Origin of the sequence: Pseudoalteromonas sp. S1650 (assembly GCF_005887195.1) — a bacterium.
Classification (GTDB): Bacteria; Pseudomonadota; Gammaproteobacteria; order Enterobacterales; family Alteromonadaceae; genus Pseudoalteromonas; species Pseudoalteromonas simplex.
In genome coordinates this window covers 1-20,962 of the sequence record NZ_PNDF01000018.1, presented here as the reverse complement: position 1 = coordinate 20,962, position 20,962 = coordinate 1, and the positions used below count along the sequence as shown (strand labels likewise).

Sequence of the window (20,962 nt, the reverse complement as noted above, 5' to 3'; positions counted from 1 at the left end):
ACCAGAAAGTTGTCTATTAACTTACGATTTTTTACATAATTTATCATATAAGGTTAAGCCGCGTATGCTAATCTGAGTACATTGTTTAAAAGGAGTGTTCAGTGCATCGACGTTTATTTATTGGAGCTGCTTTACTGTTATCTGGTTGCAGTACCATAGGTATTACTGATCTATTCCAAGATTATGCGACGCAGCTAAGACCTGTGCGCCAAGCTGTTTCTCAAAATAACATAGCAAGTGCTCAGCAGCTTTTGCCAAGTAACAGCCGAGGCCATAGTAACTATTTGTTAAATCAGCTTGAAACGGCCCGTCTTGAGTTTTTGGCTAAACAAAATTCTCAGGCCAATGAGACCTTTGAAGCTGTTTATCAAAATATGGAAAAAAAGCGTCAAGCAGCCAAAGTACAGCTAAGTGCAGGCCTTGAGCAAACAAATTCATTATTAACCAATGACTCAGTGATTGGTTATGAGCCAGCAGCCTATGAAATGACCATGCTGCATAGCTACAAAGCACTGAGTTATGTATTTGATAAACAACTTGAATCTGCATTAGTTGAAGTTAGACGCGCTAATAAAGTGCAAGAAGATGCACTAAAAGATAATCAAGCCGCACTTGATGAACAAGCGGAAAACTCCGCTCAAGGCTACCCTGATATGGCCGAGTTAATTGGTAATGTCAAAAATGGCTTTCAAAATGCTTTTACGTTTTATTTATCGGCCCTACTTTATGAGGCAGATAAACAATTTGATGATGCCTATATCGACTATAAGAAAGCGCTCGAAATAAACAGTGAGAATAGCTACTTACAGCAAGCAGTGTTACGCCTTGCCAAAAAACAAGGTTTTGATCAGGACTTTGAAGAATTTAGCAAACGCTTTGGCAAATTAAAGCAAGCTCAAGCAAACACAGGCCAAGTAATTGTAATTGCAGAGCAAGGTTTAATACCAGCAAGGCAAGAGTTTAATTTACGGTTACCTATTTATACTTCGCGTGGCGATGCACGCTTTTATAGTGTTGCCATGCCAGTTTATCGCGCTGCGCCCTATGCGGCCAGTGATAAAACAGTGACTCTCGATGGCGAAAATTTGCCACTGACGCCCATTGTTAGGCTCGAAGCGCTAGCGGCGAAGACATTAAAGGATCAAAGTGCTGGCAGAATAACCCGACAAGTAATACGTCTGGTAGCAAAAGAAAAGGTACGTGCAGAGTTAGCAAGAAGTGGCGGCGATGTTGGTAACATTTTAGCCAACATTTATAACGTTGCATCTGAGCAAGCTGATACACGAAGCTGGTTGACTTTACCAAGCCAACTTAGCATTGCTCAGCACCCAATGCCCACAGGTCAGCACACTTTAACTGTGCCAGGGCATGGCGAAATAACTTTTACGGTTGGTAAGCAAGGGTTAACCTTGATTTTTCTAACTTCCATAAATAACTACTACGACACACACGTTGTACAACTCTAGGAGCAATGATGAAATACTTAGTGCCACTATTAACCATTTTACTTGTTGCGGCTTGCTCCTCACGCCCTACCACTTCTGGCATTGGGGTTGAGCAGGCATCACAACAGTATAACCAACAACTGATTGTTAATAACCCTGAACTTGGCAAGAAATTAGCCATTACAGATGTAAAAACACGCCAAACGAACGGCTTAACTGATGTGGTTGTGACACTGGCAAGCCAATATAAAAAGTCTCAATACTTACAATATCAATTTACTTGGTATGACGCTGATGGCTTTGTTATTCGTGGCAACCACTCACCTTGGCAACCCATTACTTTATTTGGATTTGCTAAAACTCAATTACCGGGCCTAGCCCCGACAGCAAATGCTGTCACCTTCTCGCTTGCAGTGCGTGAAGTGTCAACAGAAGCACAAGAATTTGAAGATTAAGGATACTACAATGAAATTACTTTCTGTTAAGTCGGCTGCGGCCGTTGCAATGACAAGCGCTTTGTTACTATCTGGCTGTGCTAATAAAGCCGTTGTTAGCTATGGTGATGCGCAAGCTGTTGAAACCACAGATATCAATTTTGGCTCAACGGATCTACAAAAAGTAGCAAGCCAAATGACAGACTCGTTACTTGCTTCACCTGTGGTTGGCACCATGACAGCAAATACTCGCCCTATCGTGTTTGTTGAGCGTATTAAAAACAAAACGAGCGAGCATATTGATACTGAATCAATTACTGATTCAATCTCAACACAGTTATTACGCAGTGGTAAGTTCCGCTTTGTTGATATGACCCGTGTTGAAGCTGTGCGCGAACAACTTAATTTCCAAAACGTCGATCCACTAGTTGATCCAAATACCGCTATTGCCTTTGGCCAGCAAGTTGGTGCGCAATATATGTTATACGGCAACTTATCGAGCATTGTTAAATCAAATGCTGACAAGGCTGATGTGTATTACAAATTCACTATGCGTTTAATGGATTTAAAAAGCGGCTTAGTTGAATGGGCTGATGAAACTGAAATCCGTAAAACACGTGAGAAATCAACCTTTGGCTGGTAGTCAGGAGGGGTTATGAAATACCTAGTAGCAATCCTAGCAAGCTGTTTATTACTGAGCTCGCCTAGTTATGCTGACTATCAGCGTAACAAAGCAGTACCAGTACAACAGGTGTTATTTGGCTCAGTACAATCAGTACGAACCATTACCGAACAAGAACTGGTCAAAGACAGAACCAACGGCTGGGAAACCTTTGGTGGTGCGCTTATTGGCGGTGTTATCGGTAATCAGTTTGGTGGCGGCAGTGGCCGCACTGTAGCAACCATTTTAGGTTCGATGATTGGTGGCTCTGTTGCTCACAACCGCCAACAAAACAGTCGCGTCTTACAATATCAGCTCGTTGAATTGATGATCAAAGTAGAAAGCGGCGAACAGTTTATGGTTGTGCAAGACAAAGATAACCAAATGCTGTTTAACCAAGGTGATAAAGTACGCTTGGTGTACCTCACCGATAACACGGTGCGTGTTGATAAAGCGTATTAAAAAAGCGAGCCTCGGCTCGCTTTTTTTAGCTTTGTCGATAATCAGCGAAAAATCGCTGCATCTTACTCATGGCTTCTGTTAAATCATCTTTGTTTGGTAAAAACACCAATCTGAAATGATCAGGATCTGGCCAATTAAATGCACGGCCATGCACTAATAAGATTTTCTCCGCTTTGAGTAAATCTAAAATCATGCGCTCATCATCTTTAATATTAAAGTGCGCGGTATCTACTTTCGCAAATGCGTAAAGCGCCCCTTTAGGCTTTTTACAGCTAATACCATCAATGGCATTTAAACCACGCCATGCAATATCACGCTGAACATAAAGCCGACCACCTGGGTTTATCAGGTTATCGATTGACTGCACACCACCTAAAGCTTGTTGAATAGCATATTGTGCTGGTACATTGGCACATAAGCGCATTGATGCCAGCATATCTAGGCCACGGCTCAAATCGTCCATCATGCTAGTGCGACCGCTTAGCACCATCCAGCCCATTCGCAATCCCGCAGCGCGGTACGTTTTTGCTAGGCCATTAAAGGTGATAATTGGTACATCATCACACAGTGCGCCAATTGAGCTGTGGCTGACACCGTCGTACAAGATTTTCTCGTAAATTTCATCGCTCAATAACAATAATTTATGCTCGCGAGCAATGTTGATCAGTTCCATCAACAGATCATCGCTATATACCGCACCGGTTGGGTTATTTGGGTTAATAAGCACCAATGCTTTGGTCTTTGAGGTGATCTTCGATTTAATATCAGCAATATCAGGAAACCAATCTTGTTCTTCATCACAAAGATAATGCACAGGGTTACCCCCTGCTAATTTAACCGATGCAGTCCATAGCGGATAATCCGGTGCAGGAATAAGCACTTCATCGTCATTATCAAGTAGTGCTTGCGTGGTCATTTGAATGAGTTCGCTGACCCCATTGCCGATATAAATATTATCGACATCAAGGTTATATAAGCCGCGTTGCTGATAGTGCTGATAGACTGCCACACGGGCTGAGTAGAGGCCTTTAGAGTCACAGTAGCCTTGGGCTGAATATAAGTTACGAATGATATCTTTGTGCATATCTTCAGGCATATCAAAGCCAAAGGCAGCTGGATTACCAATGTTTAGCTTTAATACTTTTTGCCCTTCGTCTTCCATTTTTCGAGCTTGTGCAAGCACAGGCCCACGTATGTCATAACAGACACCGTCTAGTTTGTGACTCTTTTTGATTTGTGACATGGTTACCTCTACTAATTAACCTTAAGACTAACCTAGTAAGGGGCCACCACGCCAGAGGATTTTTGCGGTTATAACTGAAATAAATTCAAGTTTTTAGCGAGTAGCGAACCAAGCTTGTAATTTTTCTACAGAGCCAGAAACTTGCTGATCGATACTTGCACTGTTTTGCTGTGCTATATCAGCATTCCCTTCATTGAGTGCATGCTCAATTGATTGAGCGAGCTCAGATAGACTTTGGGCTCCAAATTGGGCGGCATTTGATTTTAAGCTATGAGCATGACGCGCTGCAGCTTCGTTGTCTGAACCAAGATTAGCGTGCACCTCAGAGCCTAACCTTTGAAACTCGCTACAACAAAAAGAAAGCGTGTCAGCAAATTGATCACCCAGTAGCGACTCCATTCCTTCAAGCGCACTTTCATCGATAGTGATAGTCGTCATCTTTATCCCTTAATAAAACCAAATATTTAAATCGCAATTTTAGCTGTCTGCTTTAAAAATGCAAAATTACAGCTCTAGCTCATGTATACTAAAGAGACTTCAAATGTATACAAGAGTATCTATGGCTAGAGAATTATGCTCACATTGTGGCTTTTCAATTAAAACCTGTTTATGTGATTCAATAAGCATAATCAATAATAAACTAAAAATCATTATATTACGCCACCCAAGTGAGGAAAAAGTCACTAAAAATACGGCCAATTTACTGAATTTAGGTTTAGAAAATTGCCAGATCATCGCTGGTGAGTCAGAGCAAGACTTTTTACAGCTTGCAACATTGCCAAAAGCAACAACAGCGGTTCTTTACCCTACTGAGGATGCCTTAAGTCTAGATGAGCACACTGCCACTACAGATGCTTTCAAACAGTCTTTAAATCATTTAATCGTAATTGATGGTACATGGAAAAAAGCCTACAAAATGCTGCAATTAACCCCTAGCCTCCGTGCATTTCAAACGGTGAGTTTTAAGCACATACCACAAAACAAATACGTCATCCGTAAAGCACCTCGAGCAGATAGTTTATCAACTTTAGAAGCTGTAGCTCATAGCCTTAAATTAATTGAAGGCATTGATGTAACACCACTATACAGATTATTAGCAGCACTGGTCGATAAGCAAACTCAGCATATGCCGGATGATGTTAAGGCACGCTATCTATAATGCGTGTATCAAAACGACTAAGCGCAGGTTTTCATCGTAAGGGACCCGATTATCGCTTTGATGATCAGGTCGATTTTGACGATATTCGCGACACCTTTGGTTTTCGCACTATGGTGGTTGGTAATTGGGTTAATAAGCAAGAACGGCTATTAGCGGCGAATTTAATTTACGATGCTTTAGCCGATCTTGCGCAAATACTGACTTTACCGCCAACGGCAATTGGCCTTAGAGGGAAACTCAATTTTGCTTTTGGTCATGGCGGACAAAAAGGTGTGCAGGCTCATTATAATGCTCACAGCCAAACCCTTGCGCTGGCTAAAAATGCAGGTGGTGGCGCACTCGCCCATGAATGGTTTCATGCTTTTGACCATCATATTTGTCAGCACTTATTTAGCGGCAGAAAGAGCATGCAATTCTGTTCGGCGCTGTGGCTCGAACAGTCACCAGACTTGAGTCATCCACTTAATCAACGCTTAAATGAGTTTTATCATCAGGTATTTTTAGATAACTCTGGTAAAAATCCAAATGAATTCGTAAAACAATCTATCGCTTTTGATAAGCAAGTAAAGCAACTTTATATGAGTATGCCTGAGGAACTAGCTGCCCGCTGTTTTGAAAAGTGTATTAGCGTCCACCCTAACATCAAAAATAGCTTTTTAGTGAGTGGCTTATCGAAAAGTGGCTTAATCTACCCGGATGAGCAGCATACGATGAATTGTTTTGAAGCCTTGCTTAAATATTTTAATCAGCTAGGTTCGCTGTTGCATCAAGATTAAGGTCAAGTTTTTTTACCTCGCTTATCCAGTCTAAATAATCATCTGCAGCAAGGGGTTTTGAAAAATAATATCCCTGTCCAAACTGGCAACCATAGCTTTGTAACATAGCGAGGCTTTGCTCATCTTCAATACCCTCAGCAACAACATGTGCACCTAAAGTAGTGGCGATATCACAGGTTGCCTTACAGATACTTTGATCATTAACCGAAAACGGCAGATTTAACACAAATTGTTTATCTATTTTGACTTCATCAAAACCAAGTTGGCTTAAATAGGCAAGTGATGAGTAGCCTGTACCGAAATCATCAATAGCGAGTTTTAAACCTATTAAACGGTAATCATCAAGCATGGCTTTAATTTTTTTACTTTCTTCTAAGGTCGCTGATTCAGTGAGCTCTAACATCACTGATTCAGCCGCCACATTTTGCTCATTTAAAATGGTAATTAGCAGCACAGGTAAATTTTTATTTAATAAATCCTTTGCAGAAATATTGATGGAAATAACATGATCGGGTATCAGTTTGCAAAACTTCGCTTGCCATTCAACCCCCTTTTCAACGACCCACTCTGTTAGCTGATTGATCACCCCTGCTGACTCTGCAATTGGAATAAATATCTCAGGACTAACAATACCAAAAATTGGATGTGTCCAGCGCAGTAATGCTTCACAGCCAACTACTTTGCCCGTTTTCAAACATATCTGCGGTTGAAAGTGCAAACTTAGCTGATTTTCATCAATCGCAATTTTAAGCGCTGCCGCAATGGATAACCTTTGTTCAGAAAGCCGCGCACTTTCTGAGTCGAACATACGCCAACGTTCACCTTGTAGGCGCTTTTCAGTCATTGCTTGTATTGCACATTGCAATATTTGTTTCGCGGTATTGCCATGCATCGGGTAATAAGCAACACCAATATCAACACGGTCGACTAAGTTAATTTCTTCATGAGTAAGGCCCTCTTCAAACACACCATGGATCATGCAGGCAAATTGCTCAATATGGCTTAATTCTAGTTCGCCCAAGATCAAACACCCAAATGTACTATCGTCAATATGAGCAAGCCATGTGCTTCTGGTGGCTTGAACTTCCAACTTTAATGTATTCATGGTCTGCATCTGAATGTTTAATATACTTAGTTTTTCATTGATACAAATATTAGCTTGCTCAAACCCAAAGGTAGAACGTGCATTTGAGAGTACATGAGGTTTAAATAATAAAACTGAAAAATGTTGCTTTTGCGACACTTTTTTCATCATTTGCGCGAGTAAAAATTGTTTATTTGGTAGCTTCGTATCCGCATCGTGCAGCATCGAATAACTAAATGCTGAAATTTGCTGACGGTCTTTTAATAACAGTACGGAGCAGATCGCCAATGATGTGAGCAATAAAATGGTGTTATGAATTCCATGGTAGCCAATACCAAATCCATTCCATAAAAACAGACTTAACGCCTGAATAACAATAATTAGAAGCATAAAAATACGCAGATGAGTACGATTACCCTTACGCTTAATCAAACTATAAAATATTACAGAGGCAAAGCACAAAAAGCCCAAACAGCTGACTATAAATAACCACTGACGATTAAAATGAGGCAATAGTGATGACAATAAAGCTGCACTGAATAAACACAGCATCATTGCTTGCCAGGCCTTTTTAAACTTTGCTGTATAGGTATGGATCGCTAAAAAATGATATAAAAAATAGCTCACAAAACATAATGCGAACTCATTAACAGGCCATTTAGATTCCCAATTAAAACCACCAATTAGATAATTTATTAATCCGTTATCGATTAAAAACCCAATGGTGACCAATATAAAATAGGCATTTAGGACTAAGTATTTTGTTCGCTGGGATACAAAAAAGTAAACACCACAAACAAACATACACAAAATCAGCCCCCCTAAAATCGCACCGTAACTCAAAATAGTTTGATGTAAGTCAACTTCAAAACTTTTTGCTGTTTCGACACCTAGTTCTAATGTTAGCGATCTTTTGTGCACGAAGTTAACTAGCGCCCAGCGAGCTCCTTGGCTGTGCTCTATTAACCAATGAGGTCGCACATTCGATAAACTTTCTAGAGAAGCAAGCCGCTGATCATTGGTGGACTGATAATTTTCATCTAACAGATAAAACTTTGCCCACGTTAAGTTAGGCTCACTAAGATAAACAACATAGTTTTTATTTTCAGGCAATTGCTGTAAATCGATAATTAACCAATAGGAGGTTTGTGCTGCGAGGCGAACCGTATTGTTTTCTAAAGCATTTAAAGGCTCAGCATTTTGCAGTGATACTTCGAGGGTCTGACTAAGTTTGGCTAAAGGCTGTTCTGAATCAAGTACCCATACCGGTAAGTTATTGCTTGCAGCATTAATACTGGCACTATGAAGCGATACGCAGCCCAGTAAAACGAGCAAAATTTTTATAACCTGATGGATCAGCTTGCCAATAAAGTGCATTTTAGCTCCGTGCTTTAAACACCAGCTAAAAGTATGGGATGAATACGCTTAAATTGCCAATTTATGAGAATGCAAATAAGTAAAAAGTTGAACAAATAATGATATGTGGCCCAAAGACCACATGTTGAAGGATTATTTATTATCGTCACTAATGCGGCTTGCTACTGCCGTATTTTGATCTTTATATTTAGCATCTTTACGTGTGTTATAAGGGCTCTGTGCTGGGCTTGTCATGGTTTCAAAACTCATGGCACCAATTTTCATCATTGGACGAAGCGCAAGTGGCAGCTTGCCTGAGTTATAAAACTCTAAAACGATATTACCCGACCAACCTGGATCAATACGATGCGCTGTTACATGTACCATCAAACCAAGGCGTGCTAACGACGAGCGACCATCTAACCAACCAACAATATCTGCTGGTAAAGTAACTTTTTCATGAGTAATAGCCAATGCTAATTCACCTGGATGAAGGAAAAAAGCTTCTTCTTCATCAAGCACAATTTCATCACTCATGATTGATTCCATTGCCTTATTAAGCTGATCTTTAGGGCCACTTAAATCAACATACGCAGCAGTATGATCTTGGAAAACACGAAACTTATTGCCCAAACGCAGGTCAACCGTGACACCCGAGATCATTTCATTACTTGGTGCTGGCTCTATAACAATGCGGCCTTCGTCAATATATTGCTGAATATGGGTATCTGATAATCTCATTTATTATTCTACCTAAACAACTTAAACATTTGATTTAAAGTTGGAAAAAACGATAACTTTAACAAAAAACACAAACCTTTTGCGTCTACGAAAAGCTAATTATAGTGGACTTAGTGAGGCATATATTACACAAATCAACTGTGCGTTGCTTCAATAATTATTAATTAATTAAAATAGATAATAAAAAGCCGCTCAACGAGCGGCTTTTGTTCCTTTTGAGATCACATATTAAAAGCTATAACGGGCACCGATTGTGTAACGTGGTCCATATTGACGAGCAAATAAGAACTGCTCTTCGTAACGGCCATAGCCACGCTCAGTTTCGTTGTTAAGGTTTATACCTTCAAAGAAAACAGTCGTGTTTTCGTTAATGTCGTAGTTAACACTCAAGTCCCACTGACCATATGTATCGCCAAATTGTGGCGGCGCATCAGATGAGCCTTGTGCTTGACCAACACCAATTAAGTAAGAGTCACGCCATGCGTAAGTCACTTTCACAGATAAACCATCTTTATCGTAAAAAGCTTGGAAGTTAGCTGAGTCACTTAAGCCAGATAAAGGAGCTTGTTGAGTTAAACTTGCTACATCAAATTCAACATCACCATCAACAAACGTAGCATTAACCCCTAAACCAAAGCCGCTTTCACCAAATAAGTGTTGAACAGCTAGTTCAAAGCCATCAACCGATTTACTATCCGTGTTTTGTGGTTGAGAAATATTCCATACCATCAGTGGATCAGAACTCGTTGGTTCAATAGCACCATCCGCATTACCATAACCTAATGCCAGCATTTCATTGAACACAGCGTCACTTGTAGCTTGCTCACCACGAGCTTCTACAGATGCCACAGCTTCAAGGTAACGAGGACCATTTAAGATATCGTATAAACCATCAATGGTTGTTTCAGTTATTTGCGTTTGAATAAAGTTATCTACGTCTTTTTTGAAGTAACCAACCGAAGCATAGCTACCTTCGCCGTAGTAATATTCAAGGGATAAATCGAGGTTAGTTGATTCAAATGGCAACAGATCAGTATTACCTTGGCTACCTGTACGCGAACCTGGTTTCGGGCTACCCGTTAAGCTACGGCCACCAGCCAAATTACCCAGCGGCGCACGTGCCATGGTTTTACCCCATGAAACACGACCAACAAGCTCGTCTGTAATTTCAACTTTTACGTCGATGTTCGGCAACCAGATATCATAGTTACCTTCTTCTTGATAAAAGTTATCTGTACCGCCAGTTTCGTACTGCATGATCCACTCAGATGCACTCACCCAGTTAACTTGGCTTTCAACACGTTGACGAACCGTACTGGTCACATCCGTTTCTTCATAACGAAGACCTGCGTTAATCTGTACGAAGTAATCAGATAATTCAAACTCCCATAAGCTGTTCACATAGAAGCTTTGCGTTTTCTCTTCTACGTAGCTTTCACTGTCGATACCATCAAAGAATGGATCAATTGAGTATTGATTATCGCCCAATAAGTCTTCATTCAAATAAGCAAGTTGACGCGCTAACGCTTCTTCAAAGCTATAGGTGTAATAGTAATTTGGTTCAAGGGCACTACCACCACCAGAGAATTGATCTAGCATGTCGCCTGTATCATTATAAGTGAACATGCCATCAGGGAAGATTTCGGTGAATGATGGGTTAAAACCAGGGCCGCCACGTAAGCCACTCCATGCAGTAAAACCGCCCATAGTTTGCTTAGTATTGGCAGCACCGAATTTCACTTTAACAAGTGGAATTTCAAAGCTTTCATTAAACCAGGTTGCATGAAGCTGAGCTTGCTCAACATTAGACTCACCTGGCGAGTAAATAAACTGACTGAAGTTTGAATCAATCTCACTTGGATCAAGCACCGTTGTGCCATTGTTCCAGTTAACGTAAGCATGCGGAACTTCACCAGTGCGATAATCATATACTTTGCTCTGTAACTGATCTGAGCCAAGAATGATTTGACCATCAGAACCTAAGCCATCATCTGCGCCGTTATCTGTTTCGTTTTTCGAATCGTGATAATCGAACTCAACTTCCCACTGGTCGTTAATTTGCCACTCTAGGTTTAAACCAATTGAACGTGCTTTAACTTCAGTAGTGCCACGGCTTGCTGTAAATGAACCATCATTACCACTGATATCGGCATAAATCGCTGTACCATTTTCATCAAGCTCATAGCTGTTAATGTTACTGCCAAACTCATTCCAAATACCCCAACCCACGGTATTCACACCGGTGATTGCACGACTCGCCGTGTAATCAACCGTTGCAGTGAAGCTTTCAATTGGCGAGTACTGTAAAGTTACTTGGCCATTAGTGCGCTCACGTTCAACATCAGCAATGCTGTAGTTCATGTCTTTCGGAAAGAAATGATTACCTACACGGTTGCCTTCGCTATCGACTGCACGTGGGTCAATATAGTCACCTTCATCAAGGGTCGGTAAATCAACATTGGCTTGCCAACCTTGAATATTGGCGTTTTGCTGTTGAAAATCACGTTCTTGATGTGAGAATGATGCCGCAAAACCAAATGTATCATCAGCATAAGTATTGCTGTACATTGCTGAAAACTCTGGGGTTACATCATCACCGGCTTCATTAGATGAATCGTGAATAGCCTTAATAGACGAGCTAAATTTCTCGCCTGGGCTATTTAATGGGCGCGTAGTAATAATATTTACCGTAGCACCTAGACCACCACTTGGTACATCTGCTTGCCCTGATTTTGCTACTTCAAGTGCACTTACACCATCAGCGGCAATATTCTCAAGTGCGTATGAACGGGTGTAACCCGTACCTGGCATTTGACGGCCATTCAGCATCACGAGGTTAAACTCAGGACCAAAACCACGTACTGTAATTTCGCTACCTTCGCCGTTTGAACGGCTCACTGATACACCAGTAATACGCTGTAATGATTCAGCTAAGTTAGTATCTGGGAATTTACCCATCTCTTCTGCTGAAATCGCATCTACAACACCTGTTGCATCACGTTTCATATCCATGGCGCGGATCATACTGCCACGAATACCTTTAATTTCGATAACTTCAATATCGTTATCAGCTTTCTCTTGCTCATCCTGTGCGTAAGCAGACATAGTGCCTAGCCCTGCGGTTAAGATCATCGCAACTGACGCTGCAAGAGGTGTTTTAATAAATTTTGTGCTTTTCATGATTTACCTGCTTTTGCAATATATTGTCATGGATACTGGGTGCCGTATTCAGCACCCATCACTTGTTGCCAATGTTAATTACGGGTTTGCAATAACTGCATTATCAATACGGAATACAGCTCCCTCACCTTGACTCCACGCAGGAAATACCATGATGACATCAATTGAACTTATGTCTAAACCGGCTTGTAACAATGAATTGACCGTAAAAGTATAGGTTTGCCACTCACTTGCAACAGGGTCAACACCTTCTATGCTGGTATTAAGGTTAACTTCAACTGCAGTACCAGCATTATCAGGGCCACCACTAGATTCTACTTTAACAAACCAAGCTGCATCCGGTGTTGATGATAAAGAGGTGATCTTCATCTCAAATTGCAATACACCCTCATCAATTAAAGATGATGCATCAAATTGACTGCCACTGCCGCCTGATGTAGTACGGTTGTTAAAGCCAACAACGGTTGGTTTTGGTCCAATCGAAAATTCAGCAGTCAAACCATGTTGCTCATCATCGACGGCCTCAATAGGTGCTAAATCACCACAACAGTTCCAAAGTGGCCAATCAAGATTCATCTCGTCAGCAAAAAGAGTTAATGTTGCAGGAGGTGCATCATTTGTGATCTCTACATTATCAACACGATAAACAGCACCATCACCTTGACCCCACGCAGGGAAAATCATGATCACATCAATCAGCGATACATTTAAACCCGCATCAGCTAATGTTTGCAGTGGGAAGGTATAAGTTTGCCATTCACCGGCAACTGGGCTAACACCTTCTGTACTTGCACTTAGGTTTAGCTCAACGGCTGTCGCGCCTTCATCACTTTCAATTTTGAAAAGCCAAGGTGCATCTGGAGTAGAAGGTAATGAAGTCACTTGCATATCAAAACGCACAAAACCATCTTCTAACATAGCGCTGGCGTCATAAGGAGACGCTTCACCATTTTCATCGGTAATAAAGAGAGCACGGCTAATAAAGCCATTTACTGTAGGTTTTGCACCTACAACAAACTCAACTACATTACCACGCTCTGCATCTTCAACAAGCGCAGGTGTTGATTCACCGCAACAATCCCATGCAGGCCAGTTAGGGTTAAAACTGCTATCAAAAATAGTAAGCGGCGTTACCGTGCCATCACTTGGTGGTGTTGGAGCCGGAGCTTTGCCTTGCACAAGTGCATCGTCTAAGTTGTCGTAACCCGGGCGCACGGTTTCACAGCCTTTACCTGTGTCAGGGTCTTGTGCACATTCGTAAACACGTACATAGTCAACTTCAAAAGTTTGACCATTTTCGAATGCAGTTGTATCAATACCGGTTGCATTAACGTTTTCAGGCCAATCACCACCCACTGCGAAGTTCAGGATTAAATAAAATTCTTGATCGTAAGGAGATGCATCCCAAAAAGTCGTTAACTCTCCGGTTGTTTGATCGAAGTACTCTGAATACCAGCCTCTGTGCTTAAGTGCAATCTCATTGCCCTTCGCATCATAAAGCACTTCTGATTGGCGCTGTGTAGCATATAAATAATCATCTACGTACCAACGAATTTCCCCCTCTTGCCACTCGATAGCATAAGTATGAAAGTCATCAGCAGGATTAGAATCTTGCGCGAAGGTATAAGCTTTGCCACTGCTATCATTATTTGGCCACTCTTGGCCGTAATGTAATGTGCCGTAGATATTTGATTCTACACCGTCTTCGGTTGGTACTTTTAAATTAACCGACTCAACAATGTCGATTTCTCCTGAACGAGGCCATCCACCATAAACTTCATCGGTAGGCATCATCCAAAACGCAGGCCAAGAACCTTGCCCACTAGGCAGCTTTGCGCGTACTTCAAAGCGACCATATTTAAAATCAGCTTTGTAACGAGTATTAATACGCGCAGAGGTATAAGGCTTATCAGCCCCTTCTTCCGCAGGTAACGCAACGATATTAAGAATACCGTCTGCAATAAAGGCGTTTTCGTCACTGTCGGTATAACATTGTTTTTCGTTATTACCGCCACCCGCACAGTTTATTTCGAAACTCCATTTTTTGTCATCGATAGCATCGCCATCAAAATTATCTTCCCAAACCATCACCCAGTCTGAAACAGGCTCAGTTGGGTTGACAGTATCAATTTTCGTATCTGTGGCAGAGCCGCCGCAGCCAGCTAATGTCGCTACTGAAAGCGCCATTGTAAGTTGTGTTAAGTGTGTTTTGAATCTGTTCATTGCATTGAACCCTAACATTATGTGTTTGTTAGTACTCAACTGATTTATATGAATATTATTCTAACCAGTCAATTGTAAGCGCTTACATTTAAAGGTAAATAAAAAGCCCCGTAAATGTAAGCGCTTTCATTAGACTATGATAAGGTTATTAAAACGTCAATAAAATATTAACATTTGTGGCGATTTTGTTTTTTGGACATGTTTAACGAAAATGTAGGCTATATACGGCTAAAAGAGGGGTTTAAGAGCAAAGTTAATGATAAAGAACCACCCAAGATTTTGTTAATAAGAAAAATCCATTAACAAAATCTTTGCAACAATCAATCTTCAGTAATGACTATTTCAACTGCGCTTGTGTGCGCCTGTTGATAATACAAGCTACTGGCAAGTACACGGGCAGCGGTTTTGTAGGTTTCGCTTATTTGAGCCGCGTTGTCTTTGGCAATTAAATCGCCCTGCTCCGAGCTTTCACGAATTTCAATGGCCAGTGGAATATTTGCCAGCACAGGCACACCATGACGATGTGCTAATTTTACGGCACCATCTTTACCAAATACATGATTAGGCTCACCACAATGACCACATAAGAAGTAGCTCATGTTTTCAATTAAGCCAAGCACAGGCACGTTCACTTTATTGAACATGGCAATGCCCTTTTGTGCATCGGCTAGGGCTAAATCTTGAGGCGTGGTGATGATCACCGCACCACTGGCTGGCACTTTTTGGCTCATGGTTAATTGAATATCACCCGTGCCTGGAGGCATATCAACGATGAGATAATCAAGCTCTCCCCAAGCGGTTTCGTTCATTAATTGATTAAGTGCACCTGATGCCATTGGTCCGCGCCAAACGGTTGCATCATCGCTTGGTACTAAAAAGCCAATCGATTGCGCTTTGAGGTTATGCGCCTCAAAAGGAAGTAAGTTTTTATTATCGGCTGTTTTCGGCTCAGCCCCTTGTAGGCCAAGAAGCAGTGGAATAGATGGGCCATAAATATCGGCATCGAGAATACCCACTTTGGCACCCTCTTGCTCTAAAGCCGAGGCAAGATTCACTGCTGTGGTTGACTTTCCAACGCCCCCCTTTCCTGAAGCAACGAGCACAATATGTTTGATTTGCTTAAAACTAAATGTGCTTGGTAATTTCACTTTAGCGCTAATTGACACAGGCACTGATAGTTTATCGGCGACAAATTTTTCAATGTCGTTGATTTCGCCCAAGCCTGCAAAAGGGAGGTTTAATTTGACTTGCCAGCTTTTATCGCTGTTTTGATTAAGCTCTTCGAGCCAATCTTGCTCAATACCAATGGCAAATGCGCTACTACGATAAGCGGCTAAGGCAGCAATGATAGGTGCTTTTTCAGCCGATTTACTTGAGAATAGTTTTGACAGTCCAAACATAGCAATAAATTAGCGTTTCTTTGATGAAAAGTGCTGCGGAATTATGTAACATTCAAGGCATTAAAACCAGACAATTAGATAATATCATTGCTTTAGGTTGCATATAAGCAACTCACAATGAATTAAATAATGATATTCGAGCATATTTGCATCGAACTAATCTCAACTCGGAATGATTATGGCACAGCGAAAGATCCTGATTACTAGCGCATTACCTTATGCCAATGGCCCGACTCACTTAGGTCATTTACTAGAATATATCCAAACTGATATTTGGGCGCGTTTCCAAAAACAACAAGGTCATGAAACCTATTACGTTTGCGCGGATGATGCTCACGGCACACCAATTATGCTTAATGCGCAAAAGCAAGGGATCTCGCCAGAAGAGATGGTTAAAAACGTGAGTGTTGAACGTCAACGTGACTTTGCTGATTTCAACATTGAGTTTGATAACTATCACAGCACGCACAGTGAAGAAAACCGTCATTTCAGCGAGTTAATCTACAACCGTTTAAATGAAGCGGGTCACATTAAAAAGCATACTATTTCTCAACTTTTCGACCCAGAGAAAGGTATCTTCTTACCAGATCGTTTTGTAACAGGTACTTGCCCAACGTGTAAGTCAGAAGATCAAAACGGTGACAGCTGTGATTCTTGTGGTGCAACTTACAGCCCAACTGAGCTTATTAACCCACGCTCTGTAATGTCGGGTGCTGAGCCAATTTTAAAAGATTCTGAGCATTACTTCTTCGACCTACCTGCTTTTGAAGACATGCTTAAAGAATGGTTACACTCAGGCACGATTCAACAAGAAATGGCGAACAAGCTTGATGAATGGTTTGCAGATGGCCTACAGCAGTGGGATATCAGCCGTGACGCACCTTACTTTGGTTTTGAAATCCCTGGTGCACCGGGTAAATATTTCTACGTGTGGCTCGATGCACCAATCGGCTACATGGCAAGCTTTAAAAACCTGTGTGATAAAAAAGGAATTGATTTTGATGCATTCTGGAGCGAAGACTCAGATGCAGAGCTTTACCACTTCATTGGTAAAGATATCATCTATTTCCACAGCTTATTCTGGCCTGCAATGTTAGATGGCGCAAAATTCAGAAAGCCAACAAATGTATTTGCCCACGGTTTTGTAACTGTGAATGGCGCGAAGATGTCTAAATCAAAAGGCACTTTTGTTAAGGCGCGTACTTACCTTGATAACCTAGATCCTGAATATCTTCGTTATTACTACGCAGCAAAACTAAACAACGGCATCACTGACCTTGATTTAAACCTTGAAGACTTTGCGCTACGTGTAAACTCAGACTTAGTAGGTAAAGTGGTTAATATCGCAAGTCGTTGTGCAAGCTTCATCACCAAGAAGTTTGACGGCAAGCTTAGCGACACCGTAATGGACGAAGCGCTATTAGGTGAGTTCCAAGCGGCTTCTGCAAGCATTGCAAATCACTACGAAAACCGTGATTACAGCCGTGCAATTCGTGAAATCATGGCCCTTGCTGATAAAGCAAACCAATTCATCGACGCTAAAGCGCCATGGGTGTTAATTAAAGACGAAACAAAACAACAAGAAGCACACGATGTATGCTCACTTGGTTTAAATATGTTCCGTGTACTTATCACCTACTTAAAACCTGTTCTACCTGGTATGGCTGCAAACGTTGAAGCCTTCTTAAACGACGGTTTAACATGGCAAGGCGCGCAAACAGCGCTGGTTGGTCACGCAATTAATAAGTTCAAACCGTTAATGCAACGTGTTGAAATGGATAAAGTAAACAAAATGATTGAAGAGTCAAAAGAAAGTCTAGTTGCTGAAAAAGACAAGATTGATCCAAACAGCCCACTCGCAAAAGAACCTATCAGCCCAGAAATCGAATTTGATGATTTTGCGAAAGTTGATTTACGCGTAGCAAAAATTGCTAAAGCAGAACACGTTGAAGGCGCAGATAAGTTATTAAAACTAACTTTAGATTTAGGTGGCGAAACGCGCCAAGTATTCGCAGGTATTAAATCGGCGTATGCACCAGAAGACATCGAAGGCAAGCTAACGGTAATGGTAGCAAACCTTAAGCCTCGTAAGATGCGTTTTGGTATGTCTGAAGGCATGGTATTAGCAGCAGGCCCTGGCGGAAAAGAAATTTATATTCTTAACCCTGATGAAGGCTCAGAGCCTGGCATGCGTGTAATGTAATTACACAATTGCTAGTTAATATAAAGAACCGTTGTGTTTCAGACACAACGGTTTTTTTGTATTTAATGAATGCTTTAGATTAATGTTGTTAGCTTAAGAGCTGGGGCATGCAGGATATTCAGCAAGCACTTGTGTAATTATTTGCCCAAACTGCTGGTGTTGCTGTTCGGTAATCGCAAAAGCAGCATTGTAAGCTAGGGTATCTGCAAGCTCACCTGTTATAACTTCATAAAAAGTCATCGCGGTCAGTAAGTGCCCTGCGTTTGATGCATGATTACCATCTGCGCTGTAAAAATTAAGCTCAGGTAATGCGGCGATTGCTTTGTCCCAAACTAAGCCGATTGGTGCAACACAGCTTGCCTCTTTTTCGCTAATCGACAAATGCAATTGATAAACAAGCTCCCCTTCTTTGCTATCACCTCTTTGCGGATGCTCAGGAAACAAAATAGGTGTAATTTCCAGCTCTTTTGCACTGGCAATTAATCGTTCAGCCTCATTTGTAGAATAATTAACAGAGCCAGACTGAGAATACTTTTGACCTTGAAAAATAGCATGGCTCCAATTGGCTTGCTGTAGCTTTTCAACATTGCCCGATGTGTTCACTATTTCATCTAAAAAACCACCACTGACGGTAAGCGTTGAAACTTGAGCGTTGGTTAACTCACTGGAAATAAGCTGTTCAAGCAAATCCCCTAATCTAGCACTATGGCTATTGCCATAAATAATAATTTTATAGTCAGCACTACCACTGTTATCGACAAGCTCAACACCTGTATCCGGTGTTGAGCTGTTAGTGTCATCAACTTTTGTAGATTCGTTTTTTGAGCTCGAACCACATGCAATGAGGCTAGTTGAAAAGACGAGTAACAAATAAGATCGAATTAATCTCGCACACTTATCATTTATCATACTTTACCTTTTGGCTTATTATTTTTATGTCGTTAATATTGAAACATAAAATTCTAAATTGCCAATTTTTGTACGATTTTTATCTAGGGTGCTAAGTATAAATCATGTAAAAGCCGTTCTTTTCGAGGTAAGTAATAGTCATCATAATCGAGTGACACTATAACTCTTTTAGCTTTACCTAATAACTCACTGCGAGGCACTAGCCCAATCACTCGCGAGTCTGCACTGTGGTCTCGGTTATCACCCATCGCTAGATACATATCCTTTGGAATAACGACAGGGGCAAAATGCTGCATCACCGAGGGCGTTTTTGATATCTGAATAGCGTGCTGAACACCGGCAAGATTTTCAATGAGTGTTTGCTGCTGTTGCTTGTCATCAGCTAATAAATAATCAAGCGCTTTACCGTTAATGATCAATTTATTATCGACTAAAGTCACTGTATCGCCCGGCACGCCAATAACACGCTTTATCAAACGGTTATTTGCAGCCTTAGAATCAAATACAATAATATCGCCGGCTTTTGGCTCATCAGTACGCATTAGCGAAATATGACTAAATGGTACACGCAGATCATAAGCCATTTTATCCGTTAAAATACGGTCCCCTTCAACGATGGTCGGATTCATAGAACCTGTTGGCACTTCATACCAATCAGCCACTGCACTTCTAAACACACTCATCAAGCAGATAAATAAAATCAATGAGCGGTTATTTTTCCATACCTTTAAAAGCCAGTTCATATTCGTTCCTTATTTATTGTTTGTGTCATTAGGAGTCTGAGCGGTACAAATTAGTTCTTAACTAAATGTAACGAAATGCGTCAATGATAAAAATACCATACATGATGTTAAAAATATTTGACACAGCAAGCAATGAGTAGTTTACTTAACACCAAGTCAAATATTTTTTACATAGGGTGGAAGAAAATGAGCTACAAAGAAATGACAATTTGGGGCACCTTGGTGGTAACCATAGGCCTGTTAAGCTATTACCTGTTAGGTATTAATTCACTACAAGCCGCGGGTGCTCTAAGCGAAGAGACCATGGTGTCTTATTTGTATAGGGTTGCCGTAGTTGCGGTGATCCTAGAGATAATTATGCAATCTGTACTTGCTGGTATTAAACACAAAGAAGCAGACTTAGGGGATGATGAGCGTGATAAGCTCATTGACCTAAAAAGCACCAAGCTTGGTCACTGGTTTTGCTCTGCAACTATCTTAATATGTGTATTTTTAGCGACGCAAATTGAGCGCGTATCTGGACGCATGCTGTTACCTGAGGTCTCAGATCTATATAATATTATGCACTTTCTTATTATTGGTTTTTTAGTCAGTGAAATTATTACTATTGCCAGCAAAGCGTATTTATATCGAAGAGACAGCTAGATGACAAAACAGCTCAGTAATACCATTCGGGAACTTCGATTTCATCACAATGAAATGACTCAGCAAGCATTGGCAGAGGCTGTTGGAGTTTCAAGGCAAACCATAGTAGCGATTGAAAAAGGTAAATACTCACCGTCGCTCGAGGTGGCTTTTAAGATTGCTCAACTGTTTGATAAAAAACTAGACGACGTGTTTTCGTATCAGTAATTAACAAAAAAGGTTAGCCGAAGAGCTTAATGCTGATCAGTTAAGAATATTTTTATGATCACTTGACTGATCTTTTCATAGCTTCAAAATC

At 41.0% G+C, this 20,962-nt stretch carries 18 protein-coding genes; 9 read left to right on the top strand and 9 right to left on the bottom strand.

All coding sequences use genetic code 11. The features are described from left to right. Positions 1-101: 101 nt before the first annotated feature. The 4 genes from CWB80_RS05275 to CWB80_RS05260 are packed head-to-tail and all read left to right on the top strand — an operon-like array spanning position 102 to position 3,002. Positions 102-1,466: a COG3014 family protein gene (locus CWB80_RS05275; RefSeq protein WP_138600094.1), complete on the top strand. Its 1,365-nt coding sequence runs from the start codon at positions 102-104 to the stop codon at positions 1,464-1,466. 8 nt (positions 1,467-1,474) lie between these two features. After that, complete coding sequence (locus tag CWB80_RS05270) at positions 1,475-1,900, top strand: YcfL family putative periplasmic lipoprotein (protein ID WP_054552954.1); 426 nt, start codon at positions 1,475-1,477, stop codon at positions 1,898-1,900. Between the two features lie 10 nt (positions 1,901-1,910). Then, complete coding sequence (gene lpoB / locus CWB80_RS05265; RefSeq protein WP_054552953.1) at positions 1,911-2,522, top strand: penicillin-binding protein activator LpoB; 612 nt, start codon at positions 1,911-1,913, stop codon at positions 2,520-2,522. Between the two features lie 12 nt (positions 2,523-2,534). Then, positions 2,535-3,002 carry an outer membrane lipoprotein gene (locus CWB80_RS05260; protein WP_138600095.1) on the top strand — a complete coding sequence of 156 codons (468 nt, stop codon included), beginning with the start codon at positions 2,535-2,537 and terminating at the stop codon, positions 3,000-3,002. Positions 3,003-3,027: 25 nt separating this feature from the next. Here the strand turns inward: CWB80_RS05260 and CWB80_RS05255 are convergent, their stop codons facing one another. After that, positions 3,028-4,245 (bottom strand): pyridoxal phosphate-dependent aminotransferase, encoded by a 1,218-nt coding sequence (locus CWB80_RS05255; RefSeq protein WP_138600096.1) that lies wholly within the window; start codon positions 4,243-4,245, stop codon positions 3,028-3,030. A 93-nt stretch (positions 4,246-4,338) separates the two neighbouring features. Beyond that, a complete protein-coding gene (locus tag CWB80_RS05250) occupies positions 4,339-4,683 on the bottom strand; it encodes an Hpt domain-containing protein (RefSeq protein WP_054552950.1) in 345 nt (114 codons plus the stop codon). A 121-nt stretch (positions 4,684-4,804) separates the two neighbouring features. On the opposite strand from CWB80_RS05250, the gene CWB80_RS05245 reads away from it, so the two are divergent. Both CWB80_RS05245 and CWB80_RS05240 read left to right on the top strand, forming a co-directional pair. Beyond that, positions 4,805-5,404 (top strand): tRNA-uridine aminocarboxypropyltransferase, encoded by a 600-nt coding sequence (locus tag CWB80_RS05245; RefSeq protein WP_138600097.1) that lies wholly within the window; start codon positions 4,805-4,807, stop codon positions 5,402-5,404. Further along, positions 5,404-6,180 (top strand): CLCA_X family protein, encoded by a 777-nt coding sequence (locus CWB80_RS05240; protein ID WP_138600098.1) that lies wholly within the window; start codon positions 5,404-5,406, stop codon positions 6,178-6,180. The genes CWB80_RS05245 and CWB80_RS05240 overlap by 1 nt, the downstream gene beginning before the upstream one ends. Here CWB80_RS05240 and CWB80_RS05235 read toward each other — a convergent pair. The 5 genes from CWB80_RS05235 to apbC form a co-directional block, all read right to left on the bottom strand. Continuing rightward, positions 6,146-8,641 carry an EAL domain-containing protein gene (locus CWB80_RS05235; RefSeq protein WP_138600099.1) on the bottom strand — a complete coding sequence of 832 codons (2,496 nt, stop codon included), beginning with the start codon at positions 8,639-8,641 and terminating at the stop codon, positions 6,146-6,148. The genes CWB80_RS05240 and CWB80_RS05235 overlap by 35 nt on opposite strands. 132 nt (positions 8,642-8,773) lie before the next feature. Next, a complete protein-coding gene (gene dcd / locus CWB80_RS05230; protein WP_054552946.1) occupies positions 8,774-9,361 on the bottom strand; it encodes a dCTP deaminase in 588 nt (195 codons plus the stop codon). 228 nt (positions 9,362-9,589) lie between these two features. Then, entirely contained in the window at positions 9,590-12,541 is a 2,952-nt protein-coding gene (locus CWB80_RS05225) for a TonB-dependent receptor (RefSeq protein ID WP_138600100.1), read from the bottom strand. 78 nt (positions 12,542-12,619) lie between these two features. Beyond that, positions 12,620-14,764: a glycoside hydrolase family 16 protein gene (locus tag CWB80_RS05220; RefSeq protein WP_138600101.1), complete on the bottom strand. Its 2,145-nt coding sequence runs from the start codon at positions 14,762-14,764 to the stop codon at positions 12,620-12,622. Positions 14,765-15,084: 320 nt separating this feature from the next. Next, complete coding sequence (gene apbC / locus CWB80_RS05215) at positions 15,085-16,164, bottom strand: iron-sulfur cluster carrier protein ApbC (RefSeq protein ID WP_054552943.1); 1,080 nt, start codon at positions 16,162-16,164, stop codon at positions 15,085-15,087. Between the two features lie 178 nt (positions 16,165-16,342). On the opposite strand from apbC, the gene metG reads away from it, so the two are divergent. Then, positions 16,343-18,367 carry a methionine--tRNA ligase gene (gene metG / locus CWB80_RS05210; RefSeq protein WP_138600102.1) on the top strand — a complete coding sequence of 675 codons (2,025 nt, stop codon included), beginning with the start codon at positions 16,343-16,345 and terminating at the stop codon, positions 18,365-18,367. Between the two features lie 93 nt (positions 18,368-18,460). Here the strand turns inward: metG and CWB80_RS05205 are convergent, their stop codons facing one another. Continuing rightward, positions 18,461-19,276 carry a hypothetical protein gene (locus CWB80_RS05205; RefSeq protein ID WP_138600103.1) on the bottom strand — a complete coding sequence of 272 codons (816 nt, stop codon included), beginning with the start codon at positions 19,274-19,276 and terminating at the stop codon, positions 18,461-18,463. Between the two features lie 83 nt (positions 19,277-19,359). Beyond that, positions 19,360-20,019 carry a signal peptidase I gene (gene lepB / locus CWB80_RS05200; protein ID WP_138600104.1) on the bottom strand — a complete coding sequence of 220 codons (660 nt, stop codon included), beginning with the start codon at positions 20,017-20,019 and terminating at the stop codon, positions 19,360-19,362. 186 nt (positions 20,020-20,205) lie between these two features. Between lepB and CWB80_RS05195 the strand changes: the two genes are divergently transcribed. After that, positions 20,206-20,664 carry a hypothetical protein gene (locus CWB80_RS05195; RefSeq protein ID WP_138600105.1) on the top strand — a complete coding sequence of 153 codons (459 nt, stop codon included), beginning with the start codon at positions 20,206-20,208 and terminating at the stop codon, positions 20,662-20,664. Beyond that, positions 20,665-20,871 (top strand): helix-turn-helix transcriptional regulator, encoded by a 207-nt coding sequence (locus CWB80_RS05190; protein WP_054552938.1) that lies wholly within the window; start codon positions 20,665-20,667, stop codon positions 20,869-20,871. It abuts the gene before it with no gap. Positions 20,872-20,962 lie beyond the last annotated feature (91 nt).